Origin of the sequence: Streptomyces niveiscabiei, assembly GCF_033794345.1 — a bacterium.
Taxonomy (GTDB): Bacteria; Actinomycetota; Actinomycetes; order Streptomycetales; family Streptomycetaceae; genus Streptomyces; species Streptomyces niveiscabiei.
This window is the reverse complement of sequence record NZ_JARAYJ010000046.1, coordinates 39,758-63,539: the sequence shown is the minus strand read 5'-3', so window position 1 is coordinate 63,539 and position 23,782 is coordinate 39,758. Positions and strand designations below refer to the sequence as shown.

23 protein-coding genes are annotated in these 23,782 nt (G+C 69.8%); 17 read left to right on the top strand and 6 right to left on the bottom strand.

The features are described 5' to 3' along the window. The 3 genes from PV682_RS38630 to PV682_RS38620 form a co-directional block, all read left to right on the top strand. Positions 1 to 770, top strand: a 770-nt coding sequence (locus PV682_RS38630) for an ISAs1 family transposase (protein ID WP_319736829.1), incomplete at its 5' end; no start/stop codon positions are given. A gap of 516 nt (positions 771 to 1,286) precedes the next feature. Then, positions 1,287 to 2,756: a group II intron reverse transcriptase/maturase gene (ltrA, locus tag PV682_RS38625; protein ID WP_319736827.1), complete on the top strand. Its 1,470-nt coding sequence runs from the start codon at positions 1,287 to 1,289 to the stop codon at positions 2,754 to 2,756. Continuing rightward, positions 2,756 to 3,073: a hypothetical protein gene (locus PV682_RS38620; protein ID WP_319736825.1), complete on the top strand. Its 318-nt coding sequence runs from the start codon at positions 2,756 to 2,758 to the stop codon at positions 3,071 to 3,073. Before ltrA ends, PV682_RS38620 begins: the two co-directional genes overlap by 1 nt. On the opposite strand, the gene PV682_RS38615 is transcribed toward PV682_RS38620, so the two are convergent. From PV682_RS38615 to PV682_RS38605, 3 genes are all read right to left on the bottom strand, one after another. Beyond that, a complete protein-coding gene (locus PV682_RS38615) occupies positions 3,063 to 5,861 on the bottom strand; it encodes a DUF6531 domain-containing protein (RefSeq protein ID WP_319736822.1) in 2,799 nt (932 codons plus the stop codon). The genes PV682_RS38620 and PV682_RS38615 overlap by 11 nt on opposite strands. A 122-nt stretch (positions 5,862 to 5,983) precedes the next feature. Continuing rightward, complete coding sequence (locus PV682_RS38610; RefSeq protein ID WP_319736821.1) at positions 5,984 to 6,517, bottom strand: type 1 periplasmic-binding domain-containing protein; 534 nt, start codon at positions 6,515 to 6,517, stop codon at positions 5,984 to 5,986. A 182-nt stretch (positions 6,518 to 6,699) separates the two neighbouring features. Continuing rightward, positions 6,700 to 7,359 carry a PH domain-containing protein gene (locus PV682_RS38605; RefSeq protein ID WP_319736819.1) on the bottom strand — a complete coding sequence of 220 codons (660 nt, stop codon included), beginning with the start codon at positions 7,357 to 7,359 and terminating at the stop codon, positions 6,700 to 6,702. Between the two features lie 296 nt (positions 7,360 to 7,655). Here PV682_RS38605 and deoC point away from each other — a divergent pair, with 296 nt between their 5' ends. The 6 genes from deoC (at position 7,656) to PV682_RS38575 (ending at position 13,788) form a co-directional block, all read left to right on the top strand. Further along, a complete protein-coding gene (gene deoC, locus PV682_RS38600) occupies positions 7,656 to 8,618 on the top strand; it encodes a deoxyribose-phosphate aldolase (protein WP_319736838.1) in 963 nt (320 codons plus the stop codon). Positions 8,619 to 8,624: 6 nt separating this feature from the next. After that, positions 8,625 to 10,055 (top strand): aldehyde dehydrogenase family protein, encoded by a 1,431-nt coding sequence (locus tag PV682_RS38595; protein WP_319736818.1) that lies wholly within the window; start codon positions 8,625 to 8,627, stop codon positions 10,053 to 10,055. Beyond that, the gene (locus tag PV682_RS38590) at positions 10,048 to 10,932 is read left to right on the top strand and encodes an aldehyde dehydrogenase family protein (protein ID WP_319736816.1); all 885 of its coding nucleotides are present in this window, start codon (positions 10,048 to 10,050) and stop codon (positions 10,930 to 10,932) included. Before PV682_RS38595 ends, PV682_RS38590 begins: the two co-directional genes overlap by 8 nt. 249 nt (positions 10,933 to 11,181) lie before the next feature. Beyond that, positions 11,182 to 11,658, top strand: coding sequence for a DUF5753 domain-containing protein (locus tag PV682_RS38585; protein ID WP_319736814.1), 477 nt, complete (start codon positions 11,182 to 11,184; stop codon positions 11,656 to 11,658). Positions 11,659 to 12,041: 383 nt separating this feature from the next. After that, on the top strand, positions 12,042 to 13,253 hold the full coding sequence (locus PV682_RS38580; protein WP_319736813.1) for a S1 family peptidase: 1,212 nt from the start codon (positions 12,042 to 12,044) through the stop codon (positions 13,251 to 13,253). Positions 13,254 to 13,281: 28 nt separating this feature from the next. Beyond that, positions 13,282 to 13,788, top strand: coding sequence for a hypothetical protein (locus tag PV682_RS38575; RefSeq protein ID WP_319736811.1), 507 nt, complete (start codon positions 13,282 to 13,284; stop codon positions 13,786 to 13,788). Positions 13,789 to 13,836: 48 nt separating this feature from the next. On the opposite strand, the gene PV682_RS38570 is transcribed toward PV682_RS38575, so the two are convergent. Further along, entirely contained in the window at positions 13,837 to 14,244 is a 408-nt protein-coding gene (locus PV682_RS38570) for a hypothetical protein (protein WP_319736810.1), read from the bottom strand. A gap of 92 nt (positions 14,245 to 14,336) precedes the next feature. Here PV682_RS38570 and PV682_RS38565 point away from each other — a divergent pair, with 92 nt between their 5' ends. Then, the gene (locus PV682_RS38565; protein ID WP_407705817.1) at positions 14,337 to 15,041 is read left to right on the top strand and encodes a uridine kinase family protein; all 705 of its coding nucleotides are present in this window, start codon (positions 14,337 to 14,339) and stop codon (positions 15,039 to 15,041) included. Positions 15,042 to 15,336: 295 nt separating this feature from the next. Here the strand turns inward: PV682_RS38565 and PV682_RS38560 are convergent, their stop codons facing one another. After that, positions 15,337 to 16,077, bottom strand: coding sequence for a SigE family RNA polymerase sigma factor (locus PV682_RS38560; protein ID WP_319736808.1), 741 nt, complete (start codon positions 16,075 to 16,077; stop codon positions 15,337 to 15,339). A 366-nt stretch (positions 16,078 to 16,443) separates the two neighbouring features. Between PV682_RS38560 and PV682_RS38555 the strand changes: the two genes are divergently transcribed. The 7 genes from PV682_RS38555 (at position 16,444) to PV682_RS38525 (ending at position 23,287) form a co-directional block, all read left to right on the top strand. Then, positions 16,444 to 17,511 (top strand): class I SAM-dependent methyltransferase, encoded by a 1,068-nt coding sequence (locus tag PV682_RS38555; protein ID WP_319736806.1) that lies wholly within the window; start codon positions 16,444 to 16,446, stop codon positions 17,509 to 17,511. Positions 17,512 to 17,596: 85 nt separating this feature from the next. Continuing rightward, positions 17,597 to 18,274, top strand: coding sequence for a two-component system response regulator AfsQ1 (gene afsQ1 / locus PV682_RS38550; RefSeq protein ID WP_010352555.1), 678 nt, complete (start codon positions 17,597 to 17,599; stop codon positions 18,272 to 18,274). Then, positions 18,271 to 19,827, top strand: a complete 1,557-nt coding sequence (locus PV682_RS38545; RefSeq protein ID WP_319736804.1) for a HAMP domain-containing sensor histidine kinase — start codon at positions 18,271 to 18,273, stop codon at positions 19,825 to 19,827. The genes afsQ1 and PV682_RS38545 overlap by 4 nt, the downstream gene beginning before the upstream one ends. Before the next feature lie 83 nt (positions 19,828 to 19,910). Then, a complete protein-coding gene (locus PV682_RS38540; RefSeq protein WP_319736837.1) occupies positions 19,911 to 20,540 on the top strand; it encodes a hypothetical protein in 630 nt (209 codons plus the stop codon). Between the two features lie 140 nt (positions 20,541 to 20,680). Then, complete coding sequence (locus PV682_RS38535) at positions 20,681 to 21,232, top strand: VanZ family protein (RefSeq protein ID WP_319736802.1); 552 nt, start codon at positions 20,681 to 20,683, stop codon at positions 21,230 to 21,232. Between the two features lie 99 nt (positions 21,233 to 21,331). Then, complete coding sequence (locus PV682_RS38530) at positions 21,332 to 21,544, top strand: PspC domain-containing protein (RefSeq protein ID WP_055719718.1); 213 nt, start codon at positions 21,332 to 21,334, stop codon at positions 21,542 to 21,544. 48 nt (positions 21,545 to 21,592) lie between these two features. Beyond that, a complete protein-coding gene (locus PV682_RS38525) occupies positions 21,593 to 23,287 on the top strand; it encodes an immunity 49 family protein (protein ID WP_319736799.1) in 1,695 nt (564 codons plus the stop codon). Positions 23,288 to 23,396: 109 nt separating this feature from the next. On the opposite strand, the gene PV682_RS38520 is transcribed toward PV682_RS38525, so the two are convergent. After that, positions 23,397 to 23,723, bottom strand: a complete 327-nt coding sequence (locus tag PV682_RS38520) for an ATP-binding protein (RefSeq protein WP_319736798.1) — start codon at positions 23,721 to 23,723, stop codon at positions 23,397 to 23,399. Positions 23,724 to 23,782: the final 59 nt, after the last annotated feature.

The following is a 23,782-nucleotide window of genomic DNA, read 5'->3' as shown; positions in this document are numbered from 1 at the left end:
GGACCGTGTCCGTGCCGCACCCCCACACCCTGCGCCGTCTGCTCGTCCAGCTCGACGGCAACGCCCTGGACCGGGCCATCGGCGCCTTCCTCACCGCCCACGCCACCCCGGCCGGCCCCGGACTGCGGGCGATCGCTGTCGACGGCAAGGCCCTGCGTGGCTCGCGCACCACCACGACCACTCACGTCACGCTGCTCGCCGCAATGGACCACACCGGTCACGTCCTCGCCCAGCGCCAGGTCGCCGACAAAAGCAACGAGATCCCCGCCTTCAAGCCCCTGCTGGACACCATCGACCTGACCGGCACGGTCATCACCGCCGACGCCCTGCACACCCAGCACGCCCACGGCACCCATCTCCGCGAACGCGGCGCCCACTACATAGCCCAGGTCAAGGCCAACCACCCCGGCCTGTTCGACCGCGTCCGCCGTCTGCCCTGGCGCGAGATCACGCTCGACCACCACGACCGGACCCGAGCCCACCACCGCCTGGAAATCCGGCGGCTCAAGACCGCCGCCTTCGCCCACCTCGACTACCCCGACGCCCGCCGGGCCCTCCAAGTCGTCCGTTGGAGAAAGGACTTCACCACCGGAAAACTCACCATCGAACGCGCCTACCTGATCACCAGCCTGCCGCCCGGGACGGCGACCGGTGCCCAACTCGCCGCCTGGATCAGAGGACACTGGAAGATCGAAGTGCGCCATGAGGCGCTTTGTTTCCGGACGGGGGTGAGAGACCCCCGGCGCCTGGCTGTCGCAGCAGCCGGGTGAAGCAGAGGGCAGCCGTCATGCCGTAGGAAGCGTGGGTGTGGCGGTGGCAAGCGGCCCTGACACCGTCGGGTCGTGCGGGTACTACCAGACCGTGCGGGCCCGGCCAGCGACTCACGAAGGGATACGAAAGAAACCGGTGCTTGACGCCTCGTTAGCCAGAACCGCTCTCAAACCTGGTGGATATGGGGCGGGAGTGCGGTGCGAGCCGGGCTGTTTCGACAAGCAGGCTCCCGTCCGTCGCGGCAACCGGCCGCGGTGGACAGGTCGTCACGTGTGTCTGCGGGCGTGACGAAGACCGCCGGGGTATAGCCGGGTCCCTCCCGTGAGAACCGGGACGAAGTGAACATGGGAACCATGCAAGGTCTGCCCTCCCCGCTCCCCAGCCAGGGGACGGGTGGCAGGCGCGCTGTCCGCTGTCGGGCCCTGTGTGAGGCGGAGCGGTCGTAGTACTCCGAGGACGGTAACGCCGTCCGCATGGGGAAGGACCGCAGCGAGTCACGTAGATGAGGAGAGGAAATGGCAGGAGATACGCCGGGGAACCCCGGCGTTCCCGAGGCCGCCGCGTATGCGGTGGCCTCGCGGGTACTGCGGATTCAGTCCAAGCTGCACGATCGGGCGGTGGCCGACCCTGGCCGCGTGTTCGACGATCTGTTCAACCTTGTGGCAGACCCGGCGTTCCTGCTCGAAGCATGGCGCCGGGTCAGGACGAACAAAGGAGCGCGGACAGCCGGGATCGACGGCTGGACCGCTCCCGGGATCGAGGCGTCCGAGCACGGTGTGCTCGGGTTCCTCGACCAGATCCGCGCGGACCTGAAGGCGCGGACGTTCGTCCCCCTGCCCGTGGCCGAACGCATGATCCCGAAATCCAACGGGAAGATGCGCCGCCTGGGCATCCCGACCGCGCGAGACCGCGTGGTGCAGGCCAGCCTGAAACTGGTGCTCGAACCGATCTTCGAGCCCGGATTCAGCTCGTCCAGTTATGGGTTCAGGCCCGGCAGGCGAGCGCAGGACGCGATCGAGGACATCATCCACCACGCCCGCTCGGGCTATGTGTGGGTGTTCGAGACCGACATCGCCGCCTGCTTCGACGAGATCGACCACACGGCCCTCATGGACCGGGTGCGTCAGCGTATCGGCGACAGGCGAGTCCTACAGCTGGTCAAGTCCTTCCTGCACGCAGGGATCCTGACCGGGGAGGGCACCCTGCGGGAGACCGTGTCGGGGACGCCGCAAGGCGGGATCCTGTCCCCGTTGCTCGCGAACGTCGCCCTGGGCGTGATCGACGAGCACTTCGACACGAAGCGCCGAAGCCTTTCCAAGGAATGGCACCGGCGCCGACACCGCCGCGAAGGGGGAGCGACTTACCGGCTGGTCCGGTACGCCGACGACCTCGCCGTGATGGTGTTCGGCACCCGGGAGCACGCTGAAGCACTCCGCGACGAAGTCACGGGCGTTGCCGCCACCATCGGGCTACGTCTGGCCGAGGACAAGACCCGAACCGTCCATATCGACGACGGCTTCGACTTCCTGGGCTGGCACATCCAGCGCCACACCCAGCGGGGCTCGAACCGTCGCATGGTCTACACCTATCCCAGCGACAAGGCCGTCCAGTCGGTCAGGTCCCGGGTCAAGGAACTGACCGGACGGCAGACAATGAACATGGACCCCGGCACAGTCTTCACCCTCCTGGGGCAGAGACTCCGGGGCTGGACCACGTACTTCCGCCACGGCGCATCCAAGATCACTTTCAGTGAGCTGGAACACTACCTGTGGCACCGTGTGTGGAAGTGGCTCCGCCGACGCCATCGGCGCCGGCACTGGAGATGGATCACCCGCACCTACGGCAGCCCCCACAACCGGTGGGGCTTCACCGCCGACGGCGTGGAACTGTTCAACCCCGCGAAGGTACCCATCCGGCGATACCGCTACCGGGGTAACACCATCCCCACCCCGTGGTCCGCACGACCAGCCCACACCACCACCTGATGGACTCGTGGAGAGCCCGGTGCCGGGTAACTGGCACGCCGGGTTCGGACGAGCGGCCAGGGGAAACGCCCGCCAGAAACCACGGAAACGCGCCCCTGGCCGACTCGTACAATCTTCTGCACCACGTCCACGACCGCACGTTCCGCGAGGACGACTCCAAAATCCATGTCGGCCATCTCCCGCGCATCATGGCCGGCCTGCGCAACCTCGCCATCGGCGTCCACCGTCAGGACGGCCGCACCAACATCGCCGCCGCCCTACGCCACAGCACCCGCGACTACCACCGACCCCTGACAGCCCTCGGCCTCACCGGATAAACCCGGGCAGAAGGAGATCATGCAAGAGACCCTGGTAGCGGCCCTGGTTGGTGTCGACGGAGTCCTTGGCGACGCCCGTTCCGCTCGCCTCGCCGAGCCGCCAGTAGGCGTACGGGTCGGCGTCCAGGACCGTGGTGCGGTAGTGGTTGCCGGTGGTGTAGCGGTACACCGTGCAGCGCGACCAGTCGGCGGGCGGGCAGACCGAGGTGAGCTGGTCGCCGGAGTAGCCGTACTTCCAAGTCTGCGCGGACGACGTGTCGTTGGGGTCGGCGGGCGCCGTGAACACGGTGTCGACGTGCGCGCTGGTGGCGCCGCTGGGGGTGGTCCAGGTCAGGGACAGGGACCGCTTGGCCGTGTCGTTCGTGATCTTCGTGAGCTGCTTGGCCGTGTTGTAGGTGAACGTCTCGCCTCGGCCCGCGTAGTCCTTGATCGCGGAGATCGCGTACGTGCCGGTCTTCGCGGTGGCCTGCTTGAAGGCGTACTCGGTGAACTCCTTGTCCGTCAGCGTGTATCCGCCGCCGGAGGCCGCGAGCAGCCGGGCGTAGCGGCCGAGCGGCGGCTGGAAGGTGCCGTCGCTGTTGCGGCCGAAGGCGATCTGCTCGCCGCCGGGGTAGGTGATGACCACGCTGGTGACCGTGCCGGAGGGGTCCTTGGCCTCGGCGGCCTTCATGTCGGCGATCGTCGACCAGCCGGCGCCGAACACGCCGTCCGTGCGCGGGTCGAGGCTGTTGTAGGAGCGGTCGATCTGGAGGGAGGGGCCGACGACGTCGATGTCCGCGTCGGTGTCCTCGGTGGTGTAGTTGCCGTCCGAGGGGTCGAACTCGTGGCCGTCCGTGTTCTGCGTGAGGCCGGAGGTGACCGGCGGCTGCGGTACGGCGGTGGTGAAGCGGCTGGAGTACGTCACCTCCTCGTAGCCGTCCGAAACCCCCACGTACCAGGCGTAGTTCTTCGACCACTTCAGTTTGCCGGCGGGTATCTTCCAGCTGCTCTTGGCCAGGCTGCCGGACGTGACGACCGGGGTGGTGCTCGCCGAGTCCGCGTCGTACACCTCGAACTCGTAACTCAGCGTCGCGTTGGGCCACTTGTCGGCGTCGCTCGCGTAGACCAGCAGCTCCGGCTGGAGCGTGTTCGCCTGGAAGTTCTCCGGCGGGTACTGGGCGTTGACCTGCGGCTTGGCGTTGGCGGCGTAGGTCAGGTCGAGCGAGGGGCGCCAGGCGGCGGTCGCGGAGTTGTCGGAGTGGAAACGCTTCCAGTGCAGGCCGTCTCCGGTCGGAGCGGCCATCGACAGGCCGTAGTTGGCGCCGCCGGTGGCGACCTGGGTGAACCAGGACGTCGAGAGCGTCACCGGCATCTTCACGCCGACGTCGACGCTGCCGTCCAGGTTCTTGCAGGCGGCGCCGGGGGCCACGGACGCCGTACCGATGGCGGCGCCGACCGTGGGACCGGGGTAGGTCGTGGTCGTCGACGGCACCCACGCCTGGGTCACCGGGTACACCGAGAACGGTGCGGGGTCGCACGAAGAGGCCCACAGCGCCCACACGTTGAGGGTCGCGGCGGACACCTTCTGGCCGGCGATCTTCGAGGCCAGCGAGGAGAACTGGAGGAAGGAGTTGGCCTTGTTGGTGCCCGCGTCGTACGAACCGACCTTGATCTGGGTCTCGGTGGAGCGGTTCAGGGCGGCGTCGTTCTGGACGTACGTCCCCTCGCTCGCCGAGACGACGGTCGTGGGGTCGACGGTCACCGGGTAGACCCGCTCGGGGTCGTCCAGCCAGCTCCGGTCGGCGGTCATCCGCAGTGCCGACTGCCCGTCCACTGTGGTCAGTTCGTACGACACCCGCGCCGAACGCGCGCCCTCGCCGGAGCGCGGGTCGGTCTTCGAGTCGACCATGTAGGCGTGCGGGATCGTCGCGGCGACCTTGCCGTCGGTGCCGGTGAACTCGACGTCGCCGGTGTCCGTGAGGCGTGAGGTCAGCCCCTCGGTGTCCAGCCGGAAGAGCCAGGAGTTCGCCGCGTCCGGCGAGTTGAGGACGAGGTTCTCCTTGAACCCGTCGGCGATCGGCACGAGTTGGACGTCGGTGCCGGGGACGACCTGCGGGTAGACGAGGGTGCCGTCCGCGTTCTCGACCGCCGCGACCTGCCGCGCGCCGTCCAGGGTGTACGACAGGGCGCGTCCGGCGCCCAGGGAGACGGAGGCCAGCGCGTCGTCGTTCGCGTGCGCGGCGAACTCGACGTCGAGGGAGTTGGCGTCCTGGGTGAACCGGCCGTCCGCGCCCTCCACCAGGCTCGTGTCGATCGCCTGCCAAGTGCCGTCCGCGCCCTGGAAGTTGGTGCGTCCGGCGTAATGGCGGACCGTGGTGGAGCCGTCCGTGTTGACGAAGTAGTCCGAGGTGGCGGTGGACTTGGCCGGGTCGCGTTCACTGGTGGCGGGGTCGAAACTGCCCTCGGTGGGGGCGGCGGGTCCGGTGGTGACTTGCTCGGTCTCGGTCACCGGCCGTTCGTACGGGTCGAGTTGGCCCTGTCCCTCACCGGCGGCGCGCCCGCTGCCGCCGTCCGCGCTGGTGGCGGCCGTGGAGGCGGTGTGGCTCTTGCCCTCGGCGGTGCCGCCCTGCTGGTCGGGGGTGTCGAGCGGGGAGGTGTTGGCCCAGGCCCACAGGGCGGAGAGGGACAACTTCGGCATGCTCAGGGCGGGGAGGGTGGCACCGTTGGCCGCCGCCGTCTCGGTCGTGAGCATGAACGAGAAGAAGACGAGCACCGACAGCGCGATCGATCTCAGCTTGTGTCTACGCATGCCCCGCCCCCGCAAGATCCCCTACAGAACTTCGAAAGGCATCCCCAAGGGCGAACAAATGTTCACTACAGTCTCGGCAATTTTATTTGATCTTTACCAATTGGTAGGAACCTAGGGGCACTTCAGACCATCGCATCCCGAATCCCCTTCATCACCGCACCCTTGAGGCCCTCCCCGGGCCTCAGGACGGTGATGTTGTCCCGTGCCGCTTCCCCGTCGCCGACCACGAGGAACGGCACCGAGGGGTGCTGACCTGCGGCAGCTTCCGCGGCTCGCACCTGCGGGGTACCCACGGCCAGGACGACGTCGCACTGCCTCTGGACGAGCCCGTTCACGAACGGCCGCGCGTTGTCGGCGGACTGCTCTCCCGTGACGGGTACGTAGGTCACGCGGGCGCGGGTCTCCTTCGACGCCTGCCGCATGCCGTCCCAGACGGTCGCCGCGACCGTCCCGCGCGCGATGCCGTCCGCCCCGGTCAGCAGGCACGCGTCGAAGTCCCGGTACTCCCGTGCGCGTGTGTCGGGGGGAGTGCTCACGGTCTCCTCGTCACCGCCGCCGAACAGGGCGAACCCGATCGGCCCGAGCACGGCGAGCGCGGCGACCCCCGCCACCCAGCCCCGGTGCGCCCTCAGCCGTCGGCCGACGCCACCGAGCATCCGCCTCCCCCGTCCGGGTACGACACGCTTCGCCCCTCCCCGGGCACGCCACTGCCGCCGAGTCCTGACCACGGCTCCCCCTAGCTCTCAAGTCGCTGGGTACACCCTCCCCCAGGGGTACGTCGTACATACATGCGAGAGATCGTCATGCGGTACGACGCGGGGCGCGCGAGCCGCGTAGGTCACCCCACCGCGAGCAGGATCACCAGGACCACCGCCCCCGCGGCGATGGGCCCCAGTACCTCCCACGCCCAGCGGACGGTCACCTCGGTCGGGGCGTCGTCGGACTCGCTCCCCGGCCGGTAGCCCTCGTGCAGGGCCCGCAGGTCCGCCATGGAGCGGTCGCCGGAGGCCAGATCGTCCCCCGTGTCGACATCCGTCGTACGCATCCCGGCGCCGAACAGCGACATGCCCCCGCCGGTGCTCCCCCGGGCGGCGCGGCGTGCGGCCTTCTTGCGGCCCCGCAGGGAGACCGGGATGGCCCAGAGCTGGAATGTGGCGCCCTCGTTGCTGACCGCCTCGTTCGTGTAGTTCGAGCGGACCACCGCGACCTGGGACCAGGGCAGGACGATGACACGGAAGGGGTTGCGGATGCGGAGGCGTTCCTCGTTGGCGTACACCGCGGGGCGGATCGTGAAGGCCGCTACCAGGGGGACGGCGAGCAGGAGCGCCGCGAGTGCCAGCCACGGCGTGCGGCCGTGTCCGACGACGACCGCGTCGATGCCGAGCCAGCCGCCGATGCCGAGCAGCAGGACTCCGCCGACGATGCCGGCGGGTGAGCGGTAGACACGGTCCGGGTACGTCGGACCGGAGGGCTGCGGCTCGTGTGCGGGGGTCGTCATGCGCCCGATTCTGCCCGAAGCGTCTCGCCGAGCCACCTCAGACCCCGGTAGGGGGTACCGGTAGCTCTGCCGGTGGGCCGCCTCCGAGCGCCCGGCACGCCGTCCACCCCTGGTAGGGGGTACCCGTCCCCCCACAGAGCCAGCCGCGGGCCTCATACCCGGGAGCCACCCCGACGCGTCGTACCCGTACCTCCCCGGAGCCACCCCGGCGTCATACCGGCCCTTCCCCGGAGCCCTGGTAAGGCCCACCGGCCCTATACATCCGCTACGCGCGTAGATATGCTCATCTGGTGACCATGCCCACCACTGCACCCCCCGCCGCCCGCTCGGCGCTCTCCGACGTCGCCGCGTCCGACAGCACACTGCGGCGCTTCCTGCACGGCCTCCCCGGTGTCGACGCGGTCGGCCTGGAGGCGCGCGCCGCCTCGCTCGGCACCCGTTCGATCAAGACCACCGCGAAGGCGTACGCCATCGACCTGGCGATTTCCATGGTCGACCTGACGACGCTGGAAGGCGCGGACACCCCCGGCAAGGTCCGGGCGCTCGGCGCGAAGGCCGTCCACCCCGACCCGACGGACAGGGCGACCCCCGCGACGGCGGCCGTCTGCGTGTACCCGGACATGGTCGCGACCGCGAAGGCGGCCGTCGCCGGTTCCGGCGTGAAGGTCGCGTCCGTCGCCACCGCCTTCCCCGCCGGCCGCGCCGCGCTCGACGTCAAGCTGGCCGACGTCCGCGACGCCGTGGCCGCCGGCGCCGACGAGATCGACATGGTCATCGACCGGGGCGCGTTCCTCGCCGGGAACTACCTCAAGGTGTACGACGAGATCGTGGCGGTGAAGGACGCGTCCGGCGCCGCCCGGCTCAAGGTCATCTTCGAGACCGGCGAGCTGTCGACGTACGACAACATCCGGCGCGCGAGCTGGCTGGGCATGATCGCCGGCGCCGACTTCATCAAGACGTCCACCGGCAAGGTCGCCGTCAACGCGACTCCCGCGAACACCCTGTTGATGCTGGAGGCGGTGCGCGACTTCCGCGCGCAGACCGGCGTACAGGTCGGGGTGAAGCCCGCGGGCGGCATCCGGACGTCGAAGGACGCGGTGAAGTTCCTGGTGCTGGTGAACGAGACGGCCGGTGAGGACTGGCTGGACAACCACTGGTTCCGGTTCGGTGCCTCCTCCCTCCTCAACGATCTGCTGATGCAGCGTCAGAAGCTGGCCACCGGCCGCTACTCCGGTCCCGACTACGTGACGGTGGACTGATTCCCCATGGCTTTCGAGTACGCACCCGCCCCCGAGTCCCGCTCGGTCGTCGATATCGCGCCGTCCTACGGCCTGTTCATCGACGGCGAGTTCACCGACGCGGCGGACGGCAAGGTCTTCAAGTCCGTATCCCCTTCCACGGAAGAGGTGTTGGCGGAGGTCGCGCAGGCCGGTGAGGCCGACGTCGACCGCGCGGTCAAGGCCGCCCGCAAGGCGTTCGAGAAGTGGTCCGCGCTGCCCGGCTCCGAGCGCGCGAAGTACCTCTTCCGCATCGCCCGCATCATCCAGGAGCGCAGCCGTGAACTGGCCGTCCTGGAGACGCTGGACAACGGCAAGCCGATCAAGGAGACGCGGGACGCCGACCTCCCGCTCGTCGCCGCGCACTTCTTCTACTACGCCGGCTGGGCCGACAAGTTGGACCACGCCGGGTACGGCGCGAACCCGCGTCCGCTCGGCGTCGCCGGTCAAGTCATCCCGTGGAACTTCCCGTTGCTGATGCTGGCGTGGAAGATCGCGCCCGCGCTCGCGACCGGCAACACGGTCGTCCTGAAGCCGGCCGAGACGACTCCCCTGTCGGCGTTGTTCTTCGCCGACATCTGCCGCCAGGCCGGCCTTCCCAAGGGCGTCGTCAACATCCTTACGGGGTACGGCGATTCGGGCGCCGCGCTGGTCGCCCACCCGGACGTGAACAAGGTCGCCTTCACCGGCTCCACCGCCGTCGGCAAGGAGATCGCCCGCAGCGTCGCCGGTACCCGCAAGAAGCTGACGCTCGAACTCGGCGGCAAGGGCGCGAACATCGTCTTCGACGACGCCCCGATCGATCAGGCCGTCGAGGGCATCGTCAACGGGATCTTCTTCAACCAGGGCCAAGTCTGCTGCGCGGGAAGCCGGTTGCTGGTCCAGGAGTCGATCCAGGACGAGCTGCTGGACGCGCTGAAGCGCCGCCTCTCCACGCTGCGCCTCGGTGACCCGCTCGACAAGAACACGGACATCGGCGCCATCAACTCCGCCGAACAGCTCGCGCGCATCACGGCGTTGGCGGAGCAGGGTGAGGCGGAGGGCGCCGAGCGGTGGTCGCCCGCGTGTGAACTCCCGTCCTCCGGTTACTGGTTCGCGCCGACGCTCTTCACGAACGTCACGCAGGCGCACACCATCGCGCGCGACGAGATCTTCGGCCCTGTCCTGTCCGTGCTGACCTTCCGCACGCCGGACGAGGCCGTCGCCAAGGCCAACAACACGCAGTACGGCCTCTCCGCCGGTATCTGGACCGACAAGGGCTCCCGCATCCTCGCCGTCGCGAGCAAGCTGCGCGCGGGCGTCGTCTGGTCCAACACGTTCAACAAGTTCGATCCGACCTCGCCGTTCGGCGGTTACAAGGAGTCGGGTTACGGCCGCGAGGGCGGTCGCCATGGCCTGGAGGCGTACCTCGATGTCTGACCGACTTAGTGTCTTCAAGACCTACAAGCTGTACGTCGGCGGGAAGTTCCCGCGTTCCGAGAGCGGCCGGGTGTACGAGGTGACGGACTCCAAGGGCAACTGGCTGGCCAACGCGCCTCAGTCGAGCCGTAAGGACGCCCGTGACGCGGTCGTCGCCGCGCGCAAGGCGTTCGGCGGGTGGTCGGGCGCGACCGCGTACAACCGGGGTCAGATCCTGTACCGCATCGCCGAGATGCTGGAGGGGCGCCGCGAGCAGTTCACGCGTGAAGTGGCCGAGGCGGAGGGGCTGTCGAAGTCCAAGGCCGCGGCTCAGGTCGACGCGGCGATCGACCGTTGGGTCTGGTACGCGGGCTGGACGGACAAGATCGCGCAGCTCGTGGGCGGCGCGAACCCGGTGGCGGGGCCGTACTTCAACCTCTCGACGCCCGAACCGACCGGCGTGGTCGCGGTGTTGGCCCCCCAGGACTCGTCCTTCCTGGGCCTGATCTCGGTGGTCGCCCCCGTCATCGCGACCGGCAACACGGCCGTCGTCATCGCCTCGGAGAAGTCCCCGCTGCCCGCGCTCTCTTTGGGCGAGGTTCTCGCAACGTCCGACGTCCCGGGCGGAGTTGTGAACATCCTCTCCGGCCGCACCGCCGAGATCACCCCGTCCCTCGCCTCCCACCAGGACGTCAACGCGATCGATCTGGCAGGCGCCGACGAGGAGTTGGCGAAGGAGCTGGAGATCGCGGCGGCCGACAACCTGAAGCGCGTCCTGCGTCCACAGCCTGTGGACTGGAACGACCCGCAGGGCACGGACCGCCTCACGGCGTTCCTGGAGACGAAGACGGTCTGGCACACGACCGGTTCGCTGGGGGCGTCGGGCTCGTCCTACTGACAAACACTCACCTATGGGGAGGGCGCCACTTGTTGCGGCCCTCTCCCTTTCCATGCGGTCCTTGAAACACCCGCTTTCACCTTTCGCACCCACGCCGCCACACACCGCAACTGCCTTTGGAATCAAGGCCGTCCCCAACAGGAGACGAAACAGCGCGTACGGCACGAGGGAGCACCGCCATGACCGAGCTACCCGCTCTCGACCTCGACCCCACTCGATCCGCCGCCGAGCTCTTCCGCAGGGAGCTCGATGTGGCCTTCGGACACAGGGGAGTTGTTCCAGACGCTGTACGCGATCACGAAGAAGGAGTACGTCGCCAAGCGGTTCGACCACTGCCTGGAGTTGGAGGCGAAGGCGAGGCGGGTCCAGCATGACCGCAAGGAGATCGACGAGCTGACGGCGACGCGCCTGAGCCGCCAGGAGATCCTCCGGCGCGACAACCCGCCGGACTTCTGGTGGATCATCGGAGAAGCAGCTCCGCGGCAGGCGGTCGGCGGCCCGGCGGTGATGCGGGAGCAACTCACCGCGCTGCTGCCCGTGGTGTACACAGAGATCACCACGATCCAGGTCGTCCCCTTCTCGGCGGGAGCGTGCGCCCTGACGAGCGGCGCCCTCATCCTGCTCACGCTGCCGGACGGGTCCACCACCGTGCACCAGGAGGGTCTGGGACCGGCGAGATCTTCGACGACAAGGAATCTGTCAGGCAAAAGTGCGGCAGTGCGATGAGCCACCGCAGACATGGCCAACGTCCGCTGGCTCAGGTCCACTTACAGCGACAGCGCCCCGGCACCCTCCCGGTCCGTGACAGCAAGCACCCCACCAGCCCCGTGTCACCGCCCTCAAGTCCAACTCCCTCTGGAGCAAGGGAGATCGCTCCCACCCACGCCTCCCACCAGGGCACCGACCGCCTGACCGCCCCCCCTGGAGACGAGGACGACTGAGCCGAAAGCCTCACCAAAAATCCTCCCAGGTTCAACAAAGGGCAAGCTAGAGTAAAGCCCGAGCCAAGTGACCTTGTGGCGGCGGTAGTTGCTGCAAGGTCACACGCTTGTCCGAAACTGACCCAGCCGCCGGCCGGGTCACTCGTCCTCGCCCCGCAGGCCGCGGCCGTGGAATCCGGCGCCCCGGTGGAGCGGTCCGTCTTCCTCAACTCCGAGGGCGGTACGGGCGTCGACCGTCCCGTGCTCGACAGCATCAAGCGGACCTCGGAGGTTCAGGGGATCTCCCTCGCGGAAGCGCTGGACTCCTATGTCGCGCAAGCCGCTTCGGCCGCCCGTCCCACGGCGGAGAGCCAGCCCGACGGGCCGGTGGACACCCCTGACGTGATGGTGGACGACCTGACCGCGGGGCAGTTGGAAGACATCCGGACCATGGCGTCGGACGAGGGAATCCCGCTCGCGGACGCCATCGAACAGTACGGGTGGCAGGACAAGTTCTCCGACATCGCGGAATCCCTGCCCGCGCCGGTCGAGTTGGTGACCAACCGAGGTTTCTCCGAGGCCGACCTCGCGGACGCCCAGCAAGTGGCCCACGCGAACGCGCTCGCCCAGAACGACGTCGCCGACGCGATCAGCTTCTACGACGTCCAGGAGGGGGAGGTCAAGGTCCAGATCGAGCTGAACAGCCCGGCGGCGAAGGCCACTTCGCGGCTGATGGGCGTCCAGGAAGCGGTGCGGCAGGACGCCTCCGACAACGCCGGTGTCCGCGTCTCGGTGGAAGTGGTGAAGGACGCCTCCCTCGACCAGCAGGACGCGTACATACGCGGTGGCGGTTACCTGTCCGTCGGCTGCACGGCCGGCTTCAACCTGAAGGAGATATCCGGCGACACCAAGCGCCTGGGTACAGCCGGTCACTGCACCACGGGCGGTGGCTCGCAGACGTACTCCAACCACAGCACCCACGGGGGCTCCACCAGCGTCAGCAATGTCTGGACCCACCAGGGCTCCTCGGGTGACCTCGGCTACACGAGCCGGGGCAACAAGACCAGCACGCGCACGTTCTACCAGAGCACCAACAGCACCCGGTACGCGGACGACCGGGGAACCATGCCCGCCGTCGGAACGTCTATCTGCAAGTTCGGCAGAACGTCCGGCAAGACCTGTAGCACCGTCAGCATCCGTAACGCGACCGTGGGTTCGCTCCAGCACATGGTCGTCATGAGGGGCGGCAACTGCCGTCCCGGTGACAGCGGCGGCCCCTGGTACAACGGTGGAACCGCCTACGGCATCCACTCCGGGGTCCTCAACGACGGGACGGGACGATGCGTCTTCACCCCGGCGTACCTCTTCCAGAACCGCGGTTACGACGTGTGGACGCGGTAGTCAGTCACCAATTCAGAAAGTTGTCCCGGTGAAGCCGATCAAGCTCGTACTCGTCGTCTCCCTGAGCATGCTGGCGCTCGCCGCCTGCGGAAGTTCCGGCGAGGGGAACGCCGAGCCTCGGGAGTCCTCCTCTCCGAGCACGGAAGAGGTGGTGGTCTCGGGCACCGACAAGATCTCCCTCACCGGTACGGACCCGCAGATCGTCGTGCACGATCTGGCCCTGGCGGCCGACATGTCCGTGGGCGGGCGCCTGGCGTACGTCGAGGTGGGCAAGTGCCTTGTCGTGCACGGCAAGAGGGCGGAGCAGGAGTTCACGATGACTCCGGTCTGGCCCGAGGGGACCGAGGCTGTGCTGAGCGGGGGCAAGCGGGGCGTGAAGGTGCCGGGCTTCGGCCCTGTCCTGGAAGGTGACGCCATCACCGCCGGCGGGAGTTACCTGAAGCCCGGCGACAAGCGGGCGGTGGCTTCCGGGATCGACCCGGCGTGCCGGGCGAAGGACGGCTTCATCGTCTTCAACGCGGGCACGTTCGCATAGGAAAACAGCACGGAGGGCCACGGCGGAGCCGTGGTCCTCCGTCGCCGTTCACCCCTTCAGCAACCCCGCCACCTGCCCCACCACCGGCATCGACCCGATCGACTGCGCCTGGGCGACCGGCCCGGTCAGTGCCCGCGTCGCCACCGGCTGGAAGTCGGCGAGTTGCGTGCCCACCCCGTTGTCGAGCGGGTCGACGCCGGTCCCGGCGAGGGGGTTGGGCTTGAGGGCGGTGACCGCGCCGGTGGCGTACGGAAGGGAGCCGAGCGCTCCTTGGAGGCCCGCCTGGGGGTCGATCTGGCCGAGGGCCGAGGGGTTCGTGCGGACGGCCTCGACGACCGGCGCGTCGGCCGCGGCGGCCACCCCGGCGCCGGCCCCGAGGGCCACCCCGGCGGTCGCGAGGGCGGCCAGTGTGCGACGGCCGGTTGAAGAGGAAGGGACGTTCTCGTGCTGAGGCATCTCGCTGCCACCTTTTCGATGCGGGGAGTAATCGAGTCGACGCAGAGGGTAGTTGAAGGGCGCCGTACGCATCAAAGGCGACCCGCGATGATGTGACGCACGCTTCAAAGGCACCCCGTGGACTCGTGCCGAGCAGGGCACATGCCGCACACTGGTGTCCCGTGAGTTCCCTTCCCCTCCCCACGCGGGTCGTCCTGCTGTGCGGCCCCTCCGGCTCCGGCAAGTCCCTCGTCTCGGCCCGCTCCGGTCTCCCGGTGCTGCGGCTCGACGACTTCTACAAGGAGGGCGACGACCCGACGCTGCCGCAGGTCGAGGGGAGCTCCGACATCGACTGGGACCACCCGGCGTCGTGGGACACGGAGACGGCCGTCGCGGCGATCACGGAGCTGTGCCGCAGTGGCTCCACAGAGGTACCCGTGTACGACATCTCGCTCAGCGCGCGCACCGGCACCGAGACCGTCGACTTCGGTGGTACTCCGGTATTCATCGCGGAGGGCATCTTCGCCGCCGAGATCGTCGAGCGATGCCGTGAGGAAGGGGTACTCGCGGACGCGCTGTGCCTGAGCCGGGGCCCGGTGAAGACCTTCCGCAGGCGTTTCCTGCGCGACCTCAAGGAGGGCCGCAAGTCGGTCCCCTTCCTCATCCGCCGGGGCTGGCGCCTGATGCGCGCCGAGCGGGCCATCGTCGCCCGCCAGACGGCGCTGGGCGCATACGCCTGCGACCGGGACGAGGCCATGACCCGCCTCGCGGAAGCCGCCGGCCGCGTACAGCCGACGGCACCGGCGACGACGACGTAACTCCCGCTCCGCGACCGGGAGTCGCGTACGAAGAACCCGAAGCCGAGCACGAAGACCCCGAAGCCGGGCGCGAAAAACCCGGAGCCGGGCACAAAGAAACGGGACTGGACAGACCCCCCGGCCCTCCAGCCCCGCTCTCTGTTCCCCCGTGTTTCCCCCGTGCTCCCCCCTGCGGTACCGCTCCCCGCGACGCTCCCCCGAACGCCGTCCCCCGAGGGTCCCCCCGGTACCGCTCCCCCGCATTCCCCCGATCCCCGGACCACCGCTCCCCCCAGAGCGGAGCCGGGGTTCACCCTCAGGCGACAAGCTCCCCGAAGGCGTTCTCCTCGTCACGGCCGAAGCTGAGGACCTCGTCCTCGCGCAGCCGGCGGAGCGACCGCCAGATGCTGGACTTCACCGTGCCGACACTGATGTCGAGGATCTCCGCGATCTCCGGGTCGGTACGGCCCTCGTAATACCTGAGGACCAGCATCGTCCGCTGGAGTTCCGGCAGCCGGGCCAGCGCCTGCCACAGGACCGCGCGCAGTTCGGTGCCGCGCATCGCGTCCGTGTCGCCGGGCGTCTCCGGCAGTTCCTCGGTCGGGTACTCGTTCAGCTTGCGGCGGCGCCACGCGCTGATGTGCAGGTTCGTCATGGTGCGGCGCAGATAGCCGCCCACCGCCGCCTTGTCGCTGATCCGGTCCCAGGCCCGGTACGTCGAGAACAGCGCGCTCTGGAGCAGGTCCTCGGCCTCGAACCGGTCGCCGGTCAGGTGGTACGCGGTGGCGTACAGGGAGGCGCGGCGCTCCTGGACGTAGGCGGTGAACTCCGCCTCGCTGATGGAACGACGCTCCCCCGTGTCCTCCCTGTACGCGGCTCCCCCCGGAACCGCATCCCCCGTTTTCGCGTCAACCACCGTGATGTACGTAGTGTGTTGACGCCCGGTGCTGCGAGCGCACCCCCGCCCGCTCACAACACCGGACTTCTCCGAGCTCCACCGGACGTCGTGGAGACGCGTGACCACTGCGCTGGTGTTCATGCTGTGCAGCGAGTTCATGTCGCGCCTCCCGTCGTGGACCTCTGGTGCTCTTGCGCCTTGCTTCAGAGCGGCTTGCCCTGTGCCGAAAAGCTTGCCGGGGGACCTTCATGGCCATGTCCGCCGACTGTCACAGACCTGTCACAGGGGCCCCGCACGGCGACACCACAGCGGGTTCAAAGGCGTCGGCGGTAGACCAGTTCGTTTGGCCTCCCCGCCAACCCCGTGGGACCCTGGCGGACATGTATTACGGCATGGTCCTCGGCGACCCGCTCCCCCGCGCTTCGGCGCGGCGGTGACAGCGGGTCCCCCAGCCGTTCCCCCTGCTCCTCGCCCCGTCGAAGTGCCTCCGCTCCCACGGCACTTACGACTTCCCGGAGCATCTCCATGCCCTTCGAGTACGACGCTGTCGTCCCCGTCGACGACCGTCTCCGCGCCGCCACCGCTCTCCGCCTGACCTCGTCCGGCACCGCCCTCCTGTGGCAGGGCGACTACGTCAACGCCCGCCAGATGCTTACGGCGTTGAGCCGCCGCATCCCGAATTCCCGTTACGACAGGGCCGGTTCACCGGCGGAGATTTTCCGCCTCCAGCGCCGCGACCGCGCCCGCCGGGCGGCGACGCTGAACCGTCTCCTCGTGGAACTCGGCGAACTCGACGGCGGCCACGCCCTCTCCCTGCGCCGCGCCCCCGACGTCCGCGAAGCCTGCCGAGCCGCGTACGGCCCGCCCGCCGGTCCCTCCGTCGTACCTCTGAGGGAGCTCCTGGGAGTGATCGGCGCCCACCAGTGGCAGCTGAGGGGCGTGGAGGTCCCCGCTCTGTCCGGCCGTATCCATCCCAGGTACGGGGTCTTCTCCCCCGTACGAGGGGAGTACGTCGACCTCGTCGCCTCCACCCCCCTGCCCCGCCCCTGCCGCACCGCCTTCGACCTCGGCACCGGGACCGGCGTCCTGGCGGCCGTGCTGGCCCGCCGGGGGGTCGGGCGGATCGTCGCGACCGACATCGACCCGCGCGCCCTCGCCTGTGCCGAGGAGAACGCGCGCCGTCTCGGACTCGGCGCGCGGATCGACGTACAGGGCCCGGCGCTGTACCCGGCGCGGGGCCGCGCCGATCTCGTCGTCTGCAATCCTCCGTGGCTGCCGGGGACGCCGAGTGCGGGGCTGGAACGGGGGGTGTACGACGTGGACAGCGGGATGCTGCGGGGGTTCGTCGGAGAGTTGCGCAACCGGTTGCTGCCGACGGGGGAGGGGTGGCTGATCATGTCGGATCTGGCCGAGCTGCTCGGGCTGCGGACGCGGGAGGAGCTGCTGCGGCTGTTCGCCGACGGTGGCCTCACCGTCGTGGGGCGGCACGACGTACGGCCCCGGCACCGGCGGGCGAAGGACCGGAGTGACCCGTTGTACACGGTTCGCAGCGCGGAGGTGACCTCCCTGTGGCGGTTGGGGATCAGGGGGTAACCGGGTAGTACCTGTGGGGGCTCGTAAAGGCGTTATAAGCCCCCACCTGTCGAACCTCACCCCCTGTATGGGCCAGAATGAGCCCGTGCCTTCCCTGTTGCTGATCGAGGACGACGACGCCATCCGTACGGCCCTGGAGCTCTCACTGACGCGCCAGGGGCACCGCGTGGCGACCGCTGCCAGTGGAGAGGACGGTCTGAAACTGCTGCGTGAGCAGCGACCGGATCTGATCGTGCTGGATGTGATGCTGCCCGGCATCGACGGGTTCGAGGTGTGCCGGCGCATCCGGCGCACGGACCAGTTGCCGATCATCCTGCTGACCGCGCGCAACGACGACATCGACGTGGTCGTCGGCCTGGAGTCCGGGGCGGACGACTACGTCGTGAAGCCGGTCCAGGGCCGGGTGCTGGACGCCCGTATCCGGGCCGTGCTGCGGCGCGGCGAGCGGGAGTCGAGCGACTCGGCGACGTTCGGCAGCCTCGTCATCGACCGGTCGGCGATGACGGTGACGAAGAACGGCCAGGATCTCCAACTCACGCCCACCGAGCTGCGGTTGCTGCTCGAACTGAGCCGGCGGCCCGGACAGGCCCTGTCCCGGCAGCAGTTGCTGCGGCTCGTGTGGGAGCACGACTACCTCGGTGACTCGCGGCTGGTGGACGCGTGCGTCCAGCGGCTGCGCGCCAAGATCGAGGACGTGCCGTCGTCGCCCACGCTGATCCGTACCGTCCGGGGTGTCGGCTACCGCCTGGACGCGCCTCAGTGACCCAGGCCGCACCAGGTTTCCGCGGCTGGTCCGCGTTTCGCAAAGTGGTCCTGTCCCGGCTGCGCTTCACGAGCCTGCGGCTGCGGCTGGTCGTCGTGTTCGGCGCGGTCGCGCTCGCGACGGCCGTCTCGGCGTCCGGCATCGCCTACTGGCTCAACCGCGAGGCGGTGCTGACGCGCGCGCAGGACGCGGTGCTGAAGGACTTCCGCACGGAGATGCAGAACCGCGCTGGCGCGCTCCCCGAGCGTCCCTCGCAGACCGAACTCCAGCGCACGGCCGCGCAGATGGCCAACTCCAGTCAGCGTTTCAGTGTGTTGCTGGTCGCGACCGACGACGTCGGGCGGACGGTGTACGGCAACTCCGGTGGCCTGAGCGGGTTTTCGCTGGACGACGTGCCTCAGTCGCTGCGCCGCGCGGTGAACAAGCAGCAGTCGGTGACGGGGGCCAACCGGGCGCCGTACCACCTCTTCTGGCAGCGCGTCGTCGATCACGGGACGCCGTATCTGGTCGCCGGGACGAAGGTCGACGGGGGCGGGCCGACCGGGTACATGCGCAAGTCGCTCGAACCCGAGGCGAAAGACCTCAACTCCCTTGCCTGGTCGCTCGGGATCGCCACCGGGCTCGCGCTGATCGGGGCCGCGCTGATCGCGCAGGCCGCGTCGACGACCGTACTGAAACCCGTGCACCGGCTGGGAGTTGCCGCCCGGCACCTCGGCGAGGGCCGGCTCGACACGCGGCTCCAGGTGTCCGGTACGGACGAACTCGCCGATCTGTCACGGACGTTCAACCGTGCCGCCGAGGCGCTGGAGAAGCGGGTCGCGGACATGGCGGCGCGGGACGAGGCGTCGCGGCGGTTCGTCGCGGACATGAGCCACGAGCTGCGGACGCCGCTGACCGCGATCACGGCCGTGACAGAGGTGCTCGAAGAGGAACTCGAGGCCGAGACCGGCAGCATGGACCCGATGATCGAGCCCGCCGTACGGCTCGTGGTGAGCGAGACGCGGCGGCTCAACGACCTCGTCGAGAACCTGATGGAGGTCACCCGCTTCGACGCGGGGACGGCCCGGCTGGTGCTCGACGACGTCGACGTCGCCGACCAGATCACCGCCTGCATCGACGCGCGCGCCTGGCTCGACGCGGTCGAACTCGACGCCGAGCGCGGGATCCACGCGCAGCTCGACCCGCGCCGCCTCGACGTCATCCTCGCGAACCTCATCGGCAACGCCCTCAAGCACGGCGGGTCTCCGGTGCGGGTATCCGTGCGGGAGAGCGCCGACGAGGTGGTCATCGCCGTGCGCGACCACGGGCCCGGTATCCCCGAGGAAGTCCTGCCGCACGTCTTCGACCGGTTCTACAAGGCCAGTGCGTCCAGGCCGCGTTCGGAGGGCAGCGGGCTCGGGCTCTCCATCGCGCTGGAGAACGCGCACATCCACGGCGGCGAGATCAGCGCCGCCAACTCCCCTGAAGGCGGTGCGGTGTTCACGCTGAGACTGCCCCGGGGGACCTCGGAAGCGGTGGAGCGGGAGGACGAGAACGGGGAGACGGCGTCGTGAGGCTGACGGAAGGTGTTACGGACCGGGCCGGCTCAACTGCCGTGCGGGAAGAAGGCGTCGCAGCATCGGCGCCCTCGACCGCCGTGACGGCGAACGGCGTTCCGGCCAAGGGGCGTGCGCGGTTGTTGCTCGTCGCCTCGCTCGGACTGCTGCTCTCCGGTTGCGGCATCCGCGCGACCGAGGTGCCCACCGACTTCGGCGCGGCGCCCTCCCGGGTGCGGTGCTCGGCCTCCGAGTCGGGTACGACCGCGGCGCAGTTGTCGGGCCGGGTGCCGGTGCAGGTGTTCCTGCTGTGCGGGGCGTCGCTCGTCGCCGTCGACCGGGCGGTTCCCGTGCCGGACGGGGCGGTCGGTGCCAGGCGCCGGGTGCTGGTCGCGCAGGGGCTGCTGGACGAGTTGGGGGCGAGTCCGTCGTCCCAGGAGAAGGAGTCGGGGTACACGACCGACGTGCGCGAGGGCGTGCGGGTCCTGCCGCCGCTGACCGGCACCGACCCCGACGACGCGCTCCGCCTCAGCGTCGCGCCCCAGACGCTCTCCCCGTACGCCCTCGCGCAGGTGGTCTGCACCCTCTCCGGCTCGGCCGCCTCCGACGGTGACGGCTCCGTGGTCCTCGGGGCGCAGCAGGGCCGGGAGTTGAGGCGCTACGAGTGCACGGACGAGGTGAAGCAGCGGCCGGGGAACAAGGTGCCGCCGTCGTCGAACGTGGCGAAGTAGGAGGAGCGGTACGGGAGTTGCGGCGGGCGCCGTGACTCACCGTGACCGGATCGCGGTGTGTGCGGGTGTGGTGAAGGACTCACCCCCCTCCCCGAGGCCCCTGCGGAACCATTCGCCGTGAGCGGTGCGTCTTGGGGGTCGTGCAGCGTCAAGGCCCCATCGGCGGCAGCGCCGTGATCCGTGTCCGTGTGGCGGGAGGTGTTCTCCTCGCCGCTCATCTCGCGTTCGTCGCCTGGTACTCGCTGCGACCGCTGGACGTCCCCTGGGTGATGCCGGCCAACCTGCACCCGCTCGACGGCATCCGCACCGATCTCGGCCTGGGCTGGCACGAGGCGGTCCGCAGGATCGGCCGGGGTCTCGCCCTGCTGGCCCCCCTCGGCGTCCTGCTCCCTCTGGTGCACGGCAGACTGCGGGTCTCCCCCCTGGGTTCCCTGGTGCGTACGTCCGCCGCCGGGGCGATGCTCTCGCTGACGGTCGAGCTGCTCCAGACCGGCGTACCCGGCCAGGTCGTGGACGTGGACTCGATCCTGCTGAACACGGCCGGTGTCGCCCTCGCTCATACCCTGGTGGTACCCGCCGGGCGATACCTGCTGCGTAGGCGTACGACGCGGCGACGACCGGCGGCCCTCCGTCAGGAGGAGCCGTCTCAGGGGCGTACCCCGACGATTCCCAGGGTCGGGATAGCTCCGTAGAGGGACGCTTTATCCGCTTCGTCCTCGTAGCTTGGAGTCATGGAGAGGCGGCCGACAGGGGCCGCGTCTCGACCGAGCACCGCTGTGAAGGAGCCCCAGATGTCCCGCCTCGCCCGTCCCACGCACGGCCGCATGATCGGCGGCGTGTGCGCCGCGCTGGCCAACCGCTTCGGTACGTCGGCCACGACGATGCGCGTCATATTCGTCCTGTCCTGTCTCCTGCCGGGCCCCCAGTTCCTGCTGTACATCGCGCTGTGGATCCTCTTCCCGTCGCAGGACAAGGCGCGGACGACCGGGAGCGCCGCCTGGTAGCCGCCGTCCGGTCACGGGGGTGGCCGAAACCCTCATAGAGTCATCCGGGTGACTTTCGACGAAGCACCAGAACCGACTCCCGACGCCGAACTCCCTCTGCTGACGGCGGCGCAGGCCGATCACCTGCGCTCGCTGGCCGCCCCGCATCTCCAGGACGGCCACCGGTACTCCCTGCACGACCTGGCGGTGCGCTGCGCCCGGTCCGCTGTCGAGGAGTGGCCCGCGCTGGTGGACGCCCACTTCGAGCACCTGCGGCAGGCGAGCCGTGGCGGCGAGAGCGCCGAGGAGCTGCTGAGGGGCGCGTACGTCCGGCTGCTGCCCGCCGAGTCGATCGGCCCGGAGATCGCCGCCGACCTGACGTACGCGCGCGTGGTGGCCGACGGCCTGGTCTTCGCGTACGCCCTGGACGGCCCGACGAGCGTGCGGATCCTCACCGACGCGGACGTGGAGCGCGCGGGCCTGGAGGCGCTCGGCAAGGCGGGGTACGACAACCTCGCGGGCGTCCCGGTCGAGCACGACGTCGTGCGGGTCGGCGAGCACACGACGCTGCACAGCCTCTACGGCGACTCCCCGTTCGTCGCGAGCAAGGCCCTGTACCTGGGCGAGGTCGCCCGCCGTGTCACCGGCGAGCCGCTGCCGGAGCACGGCGCGCTGTTCGCCGTACCGACCCGCGACAACCTCGTGTACCACCCGATCGCGGACGGCACGGTGGTGGACGCGCTGAACGCGCTCGCGCAGTACGCGCTGGGGGCGCACCAGCGCGGCGAGGGGCGGCTGTCGCCGCGCGTGTACTGGTGGTACCGGGGGAAGCTGACGTCCCTGACGGTCATCGACGAGGAGAGCCGCAGCTTCTCCATCCAGCCGCCGCCGGAGCTGCTGGCGGCGATGAAGGGCCTGGTCAGGCTGGACGGCGCGGGCCGGCTGCGGACGGCGCTGACCGGGCGGGCGCCGGACGCCGAGGCGCTGGCGCGGGACACGGCGGGGCTGCTGGAGCGGCTGGCCGAGGACCCGTCGGTGCTCGCGGACGCCTTCGCCTCGACGGTGACGCTGGCGCACGCGCGCTGCGCCGTCGACCCGGTCGCGTCCGAACTCGCCACGTGGGACGCCTGGTCGGCGGCGGTCCAGCTCGGGACGCTGCTGTTCACGGGCGGTGAGGCGCGGGAGTTCCTCTTCGACGACCTGGAGGTGCGCCTGCCCGCGTTCCCGGCGGAGCCTCCGGCGGACGCGCGGGCCTGGCTGGACGCGCTGTACCTGGCGCTGGTGTGCCGGGAGTGGGGCCGGGTGGCGCGGCTGGTGGAGGTGCCGCTGGAGCGGCTGCGGGAGGACGAGTCGGTCGACGAGTACGTGCTGCACTGGATCGACACGCTGCGGACGTACCTGTCGCGCGGGCCGATGGACGACATCGTGGGGAAGCTGCTGGCGACGATGGAGGCGGGGCACCCGGAGGCCGTCGCGTACACGCCGACCGGGTTCTCGGACCAGGTCGACTACCAGCCGGCCGCGCTGTTCCACCGGATGCTCGCGAACGACGACGAGCAGTTCGCGAAGACGCTGGCGGACGCGCTGGAGAAGCACGCGCTGTACTGGGGCGACTCCCCGGCGCCGCGCGCTCAGGTGTCGCTGGGGCTGCTGGCGCTGGCGAGCCTCGCCGGGGCGCAGGAGTTCCCGGTGCCGCAGAAGGAGCGGCTGCTGCCGCTGTACCTGCTGAACGGGGAGCGAATCGAGGTCATCCCGGCGCCGTGAGAGGGCCCGGGGGCGCGGGGGCGGGGAGGACGGGAACGGGGAGAGCAGAAACGGGGTGCGCCTGAAGTACTACCCGGGTAGTACTTCAGGCGCACCCCGCAGGGGTACGTCAGCCCAGCGGAATCCCGTTGATCGGCAGGCCGTGCGTGGGCAGGCCCTGGCCGACCGGGAGACCGCCGAGGAGACCGGCGACGGGCTTGGTGGGGCCGTCGGCAAGCGCGCGCTGGGCGATCGGGGCGACGGCGGCGGCGCTCGTCGCGATGGCGGGCTGGGCCTGGCTGACGACCTCGCCGGCGCCGGGCAGCGCGTTGGTGACCCCGCCGAGGGCCTGGACGTCCGGCAGTGCGGGGGCGGCGGAGGCGGCACCCGCGCCGACGGCGGCGATGGCGGCACCGAGGGCGGCGACACCGAGGGTCTTGGCAGCAGACTGCTTCATGGGAATTGCGTCCTCGAACTCGAAGGGGGCAACGGGGAATGTACGGGAATACGAGCGGT

Excerpts from the sequence above, each read along its gene's own strand:
- ltrA (WP_319736827.1), top strand. The coding sequence starts at position 1,287 with ATGGCAGGAGATACGCCGGGGAACCCCGGCGTTCCCGAGGCCGCCGCG.
- PV682_RS38620 (WP_319736825.1), top strand. The coding sequence starts at position 2,756 with ATGGACTCGTGGAGAGCCCGGTGCCGGGTAACTGGCACGCCGGGTTCG.
- PV682_RS38615 (WP_319736822.1), bottom strand. The coding sequence starts at position 5,861 with ATGCGTAGACACAAGCTGAGATCGATCGCGCTGTCGGTGCTCGTCTTC.
- PV682_RS38610 (WP_319736821.1), bottom strand. The coding sequence starts at position 6,517 with ATGCTCGGTGGCGTCGGCCGACGGCTGAGGGCGCACCGGGGCTGGGTG.
- PV682_RS38605 (WP_319736819.1), bottom strand. The coding sequence starts at position 7,359 with ATGACGACCCCCGCACACGAGCCGCAGCCCTCCGGTCCGACGTACCCG.
- deoC (WP_319736838.1), top strand. The coding sequence starts at position 7,656 with ATGCCCACCACTGCACCCCCCGCCGCCCGCTCGGCGCTCTCCGACGTC.
- PV682_RS38595 (WP_319736818.1), top strand. The coding sequence starts at position 8,625 with ATGGCTTTCGAGTACGCACCCGCCCCCGAGTCCCGCTCGGTCGTCGAT.
- PV682_RS38590 (WP_319736816.1), top strand. The coding sequence starts at position 10,048 with ATGTCTGACCGACTTAGTGTCTTCAAGACCTACAAGCTGTACGTCGGC.
- PV682_RS38585 (WP_319736814.1), top strand. The coding sequence starts at position 11,182 with ATGTGGCCTTCGGACACAGGGGAGTTGTTCCAGACGCTGTACGCGATC.
- PV682_RS38570 (WP_319736810.1), bottom strand. The coding sequence starts at position 14,244 with ATGCCTCAGCACGAGAACGTCCCTTCCTCTTCAACCGGCCGTCGCACA.
- PV682_RS38560 (WP_319736808.1), bottom strand. The coding sequence starts at position 16,077 with ATGAACTCGCTGCACAGCATGAACACCAGCGCAGTGGTCACGCGTCTC.
- PV682_RS38555 (WP_319736806.1), top strand. The coding sequence starts at position 16,444 with ATGCCCTTCGAGTACGACGCTGTCGTCCCCGTCGACGACCGTCTCCGC.
- PV682_RS38530 (WP_055719718.1), top strand. The coding sequence starts at position 21,332 with ATGTCCCGCCTCGCCCGTCCCACGCACGGCCGCATGATCGGCGGCGTG.
- PV682_RS38520 (WP_319736798.1), bottom strand. The coding sequence starts at position 23,723 with ATGAAGCAGTCTGCTGCCAAGACCCTCGGTGTCGCCGCCCTCGGTGCC.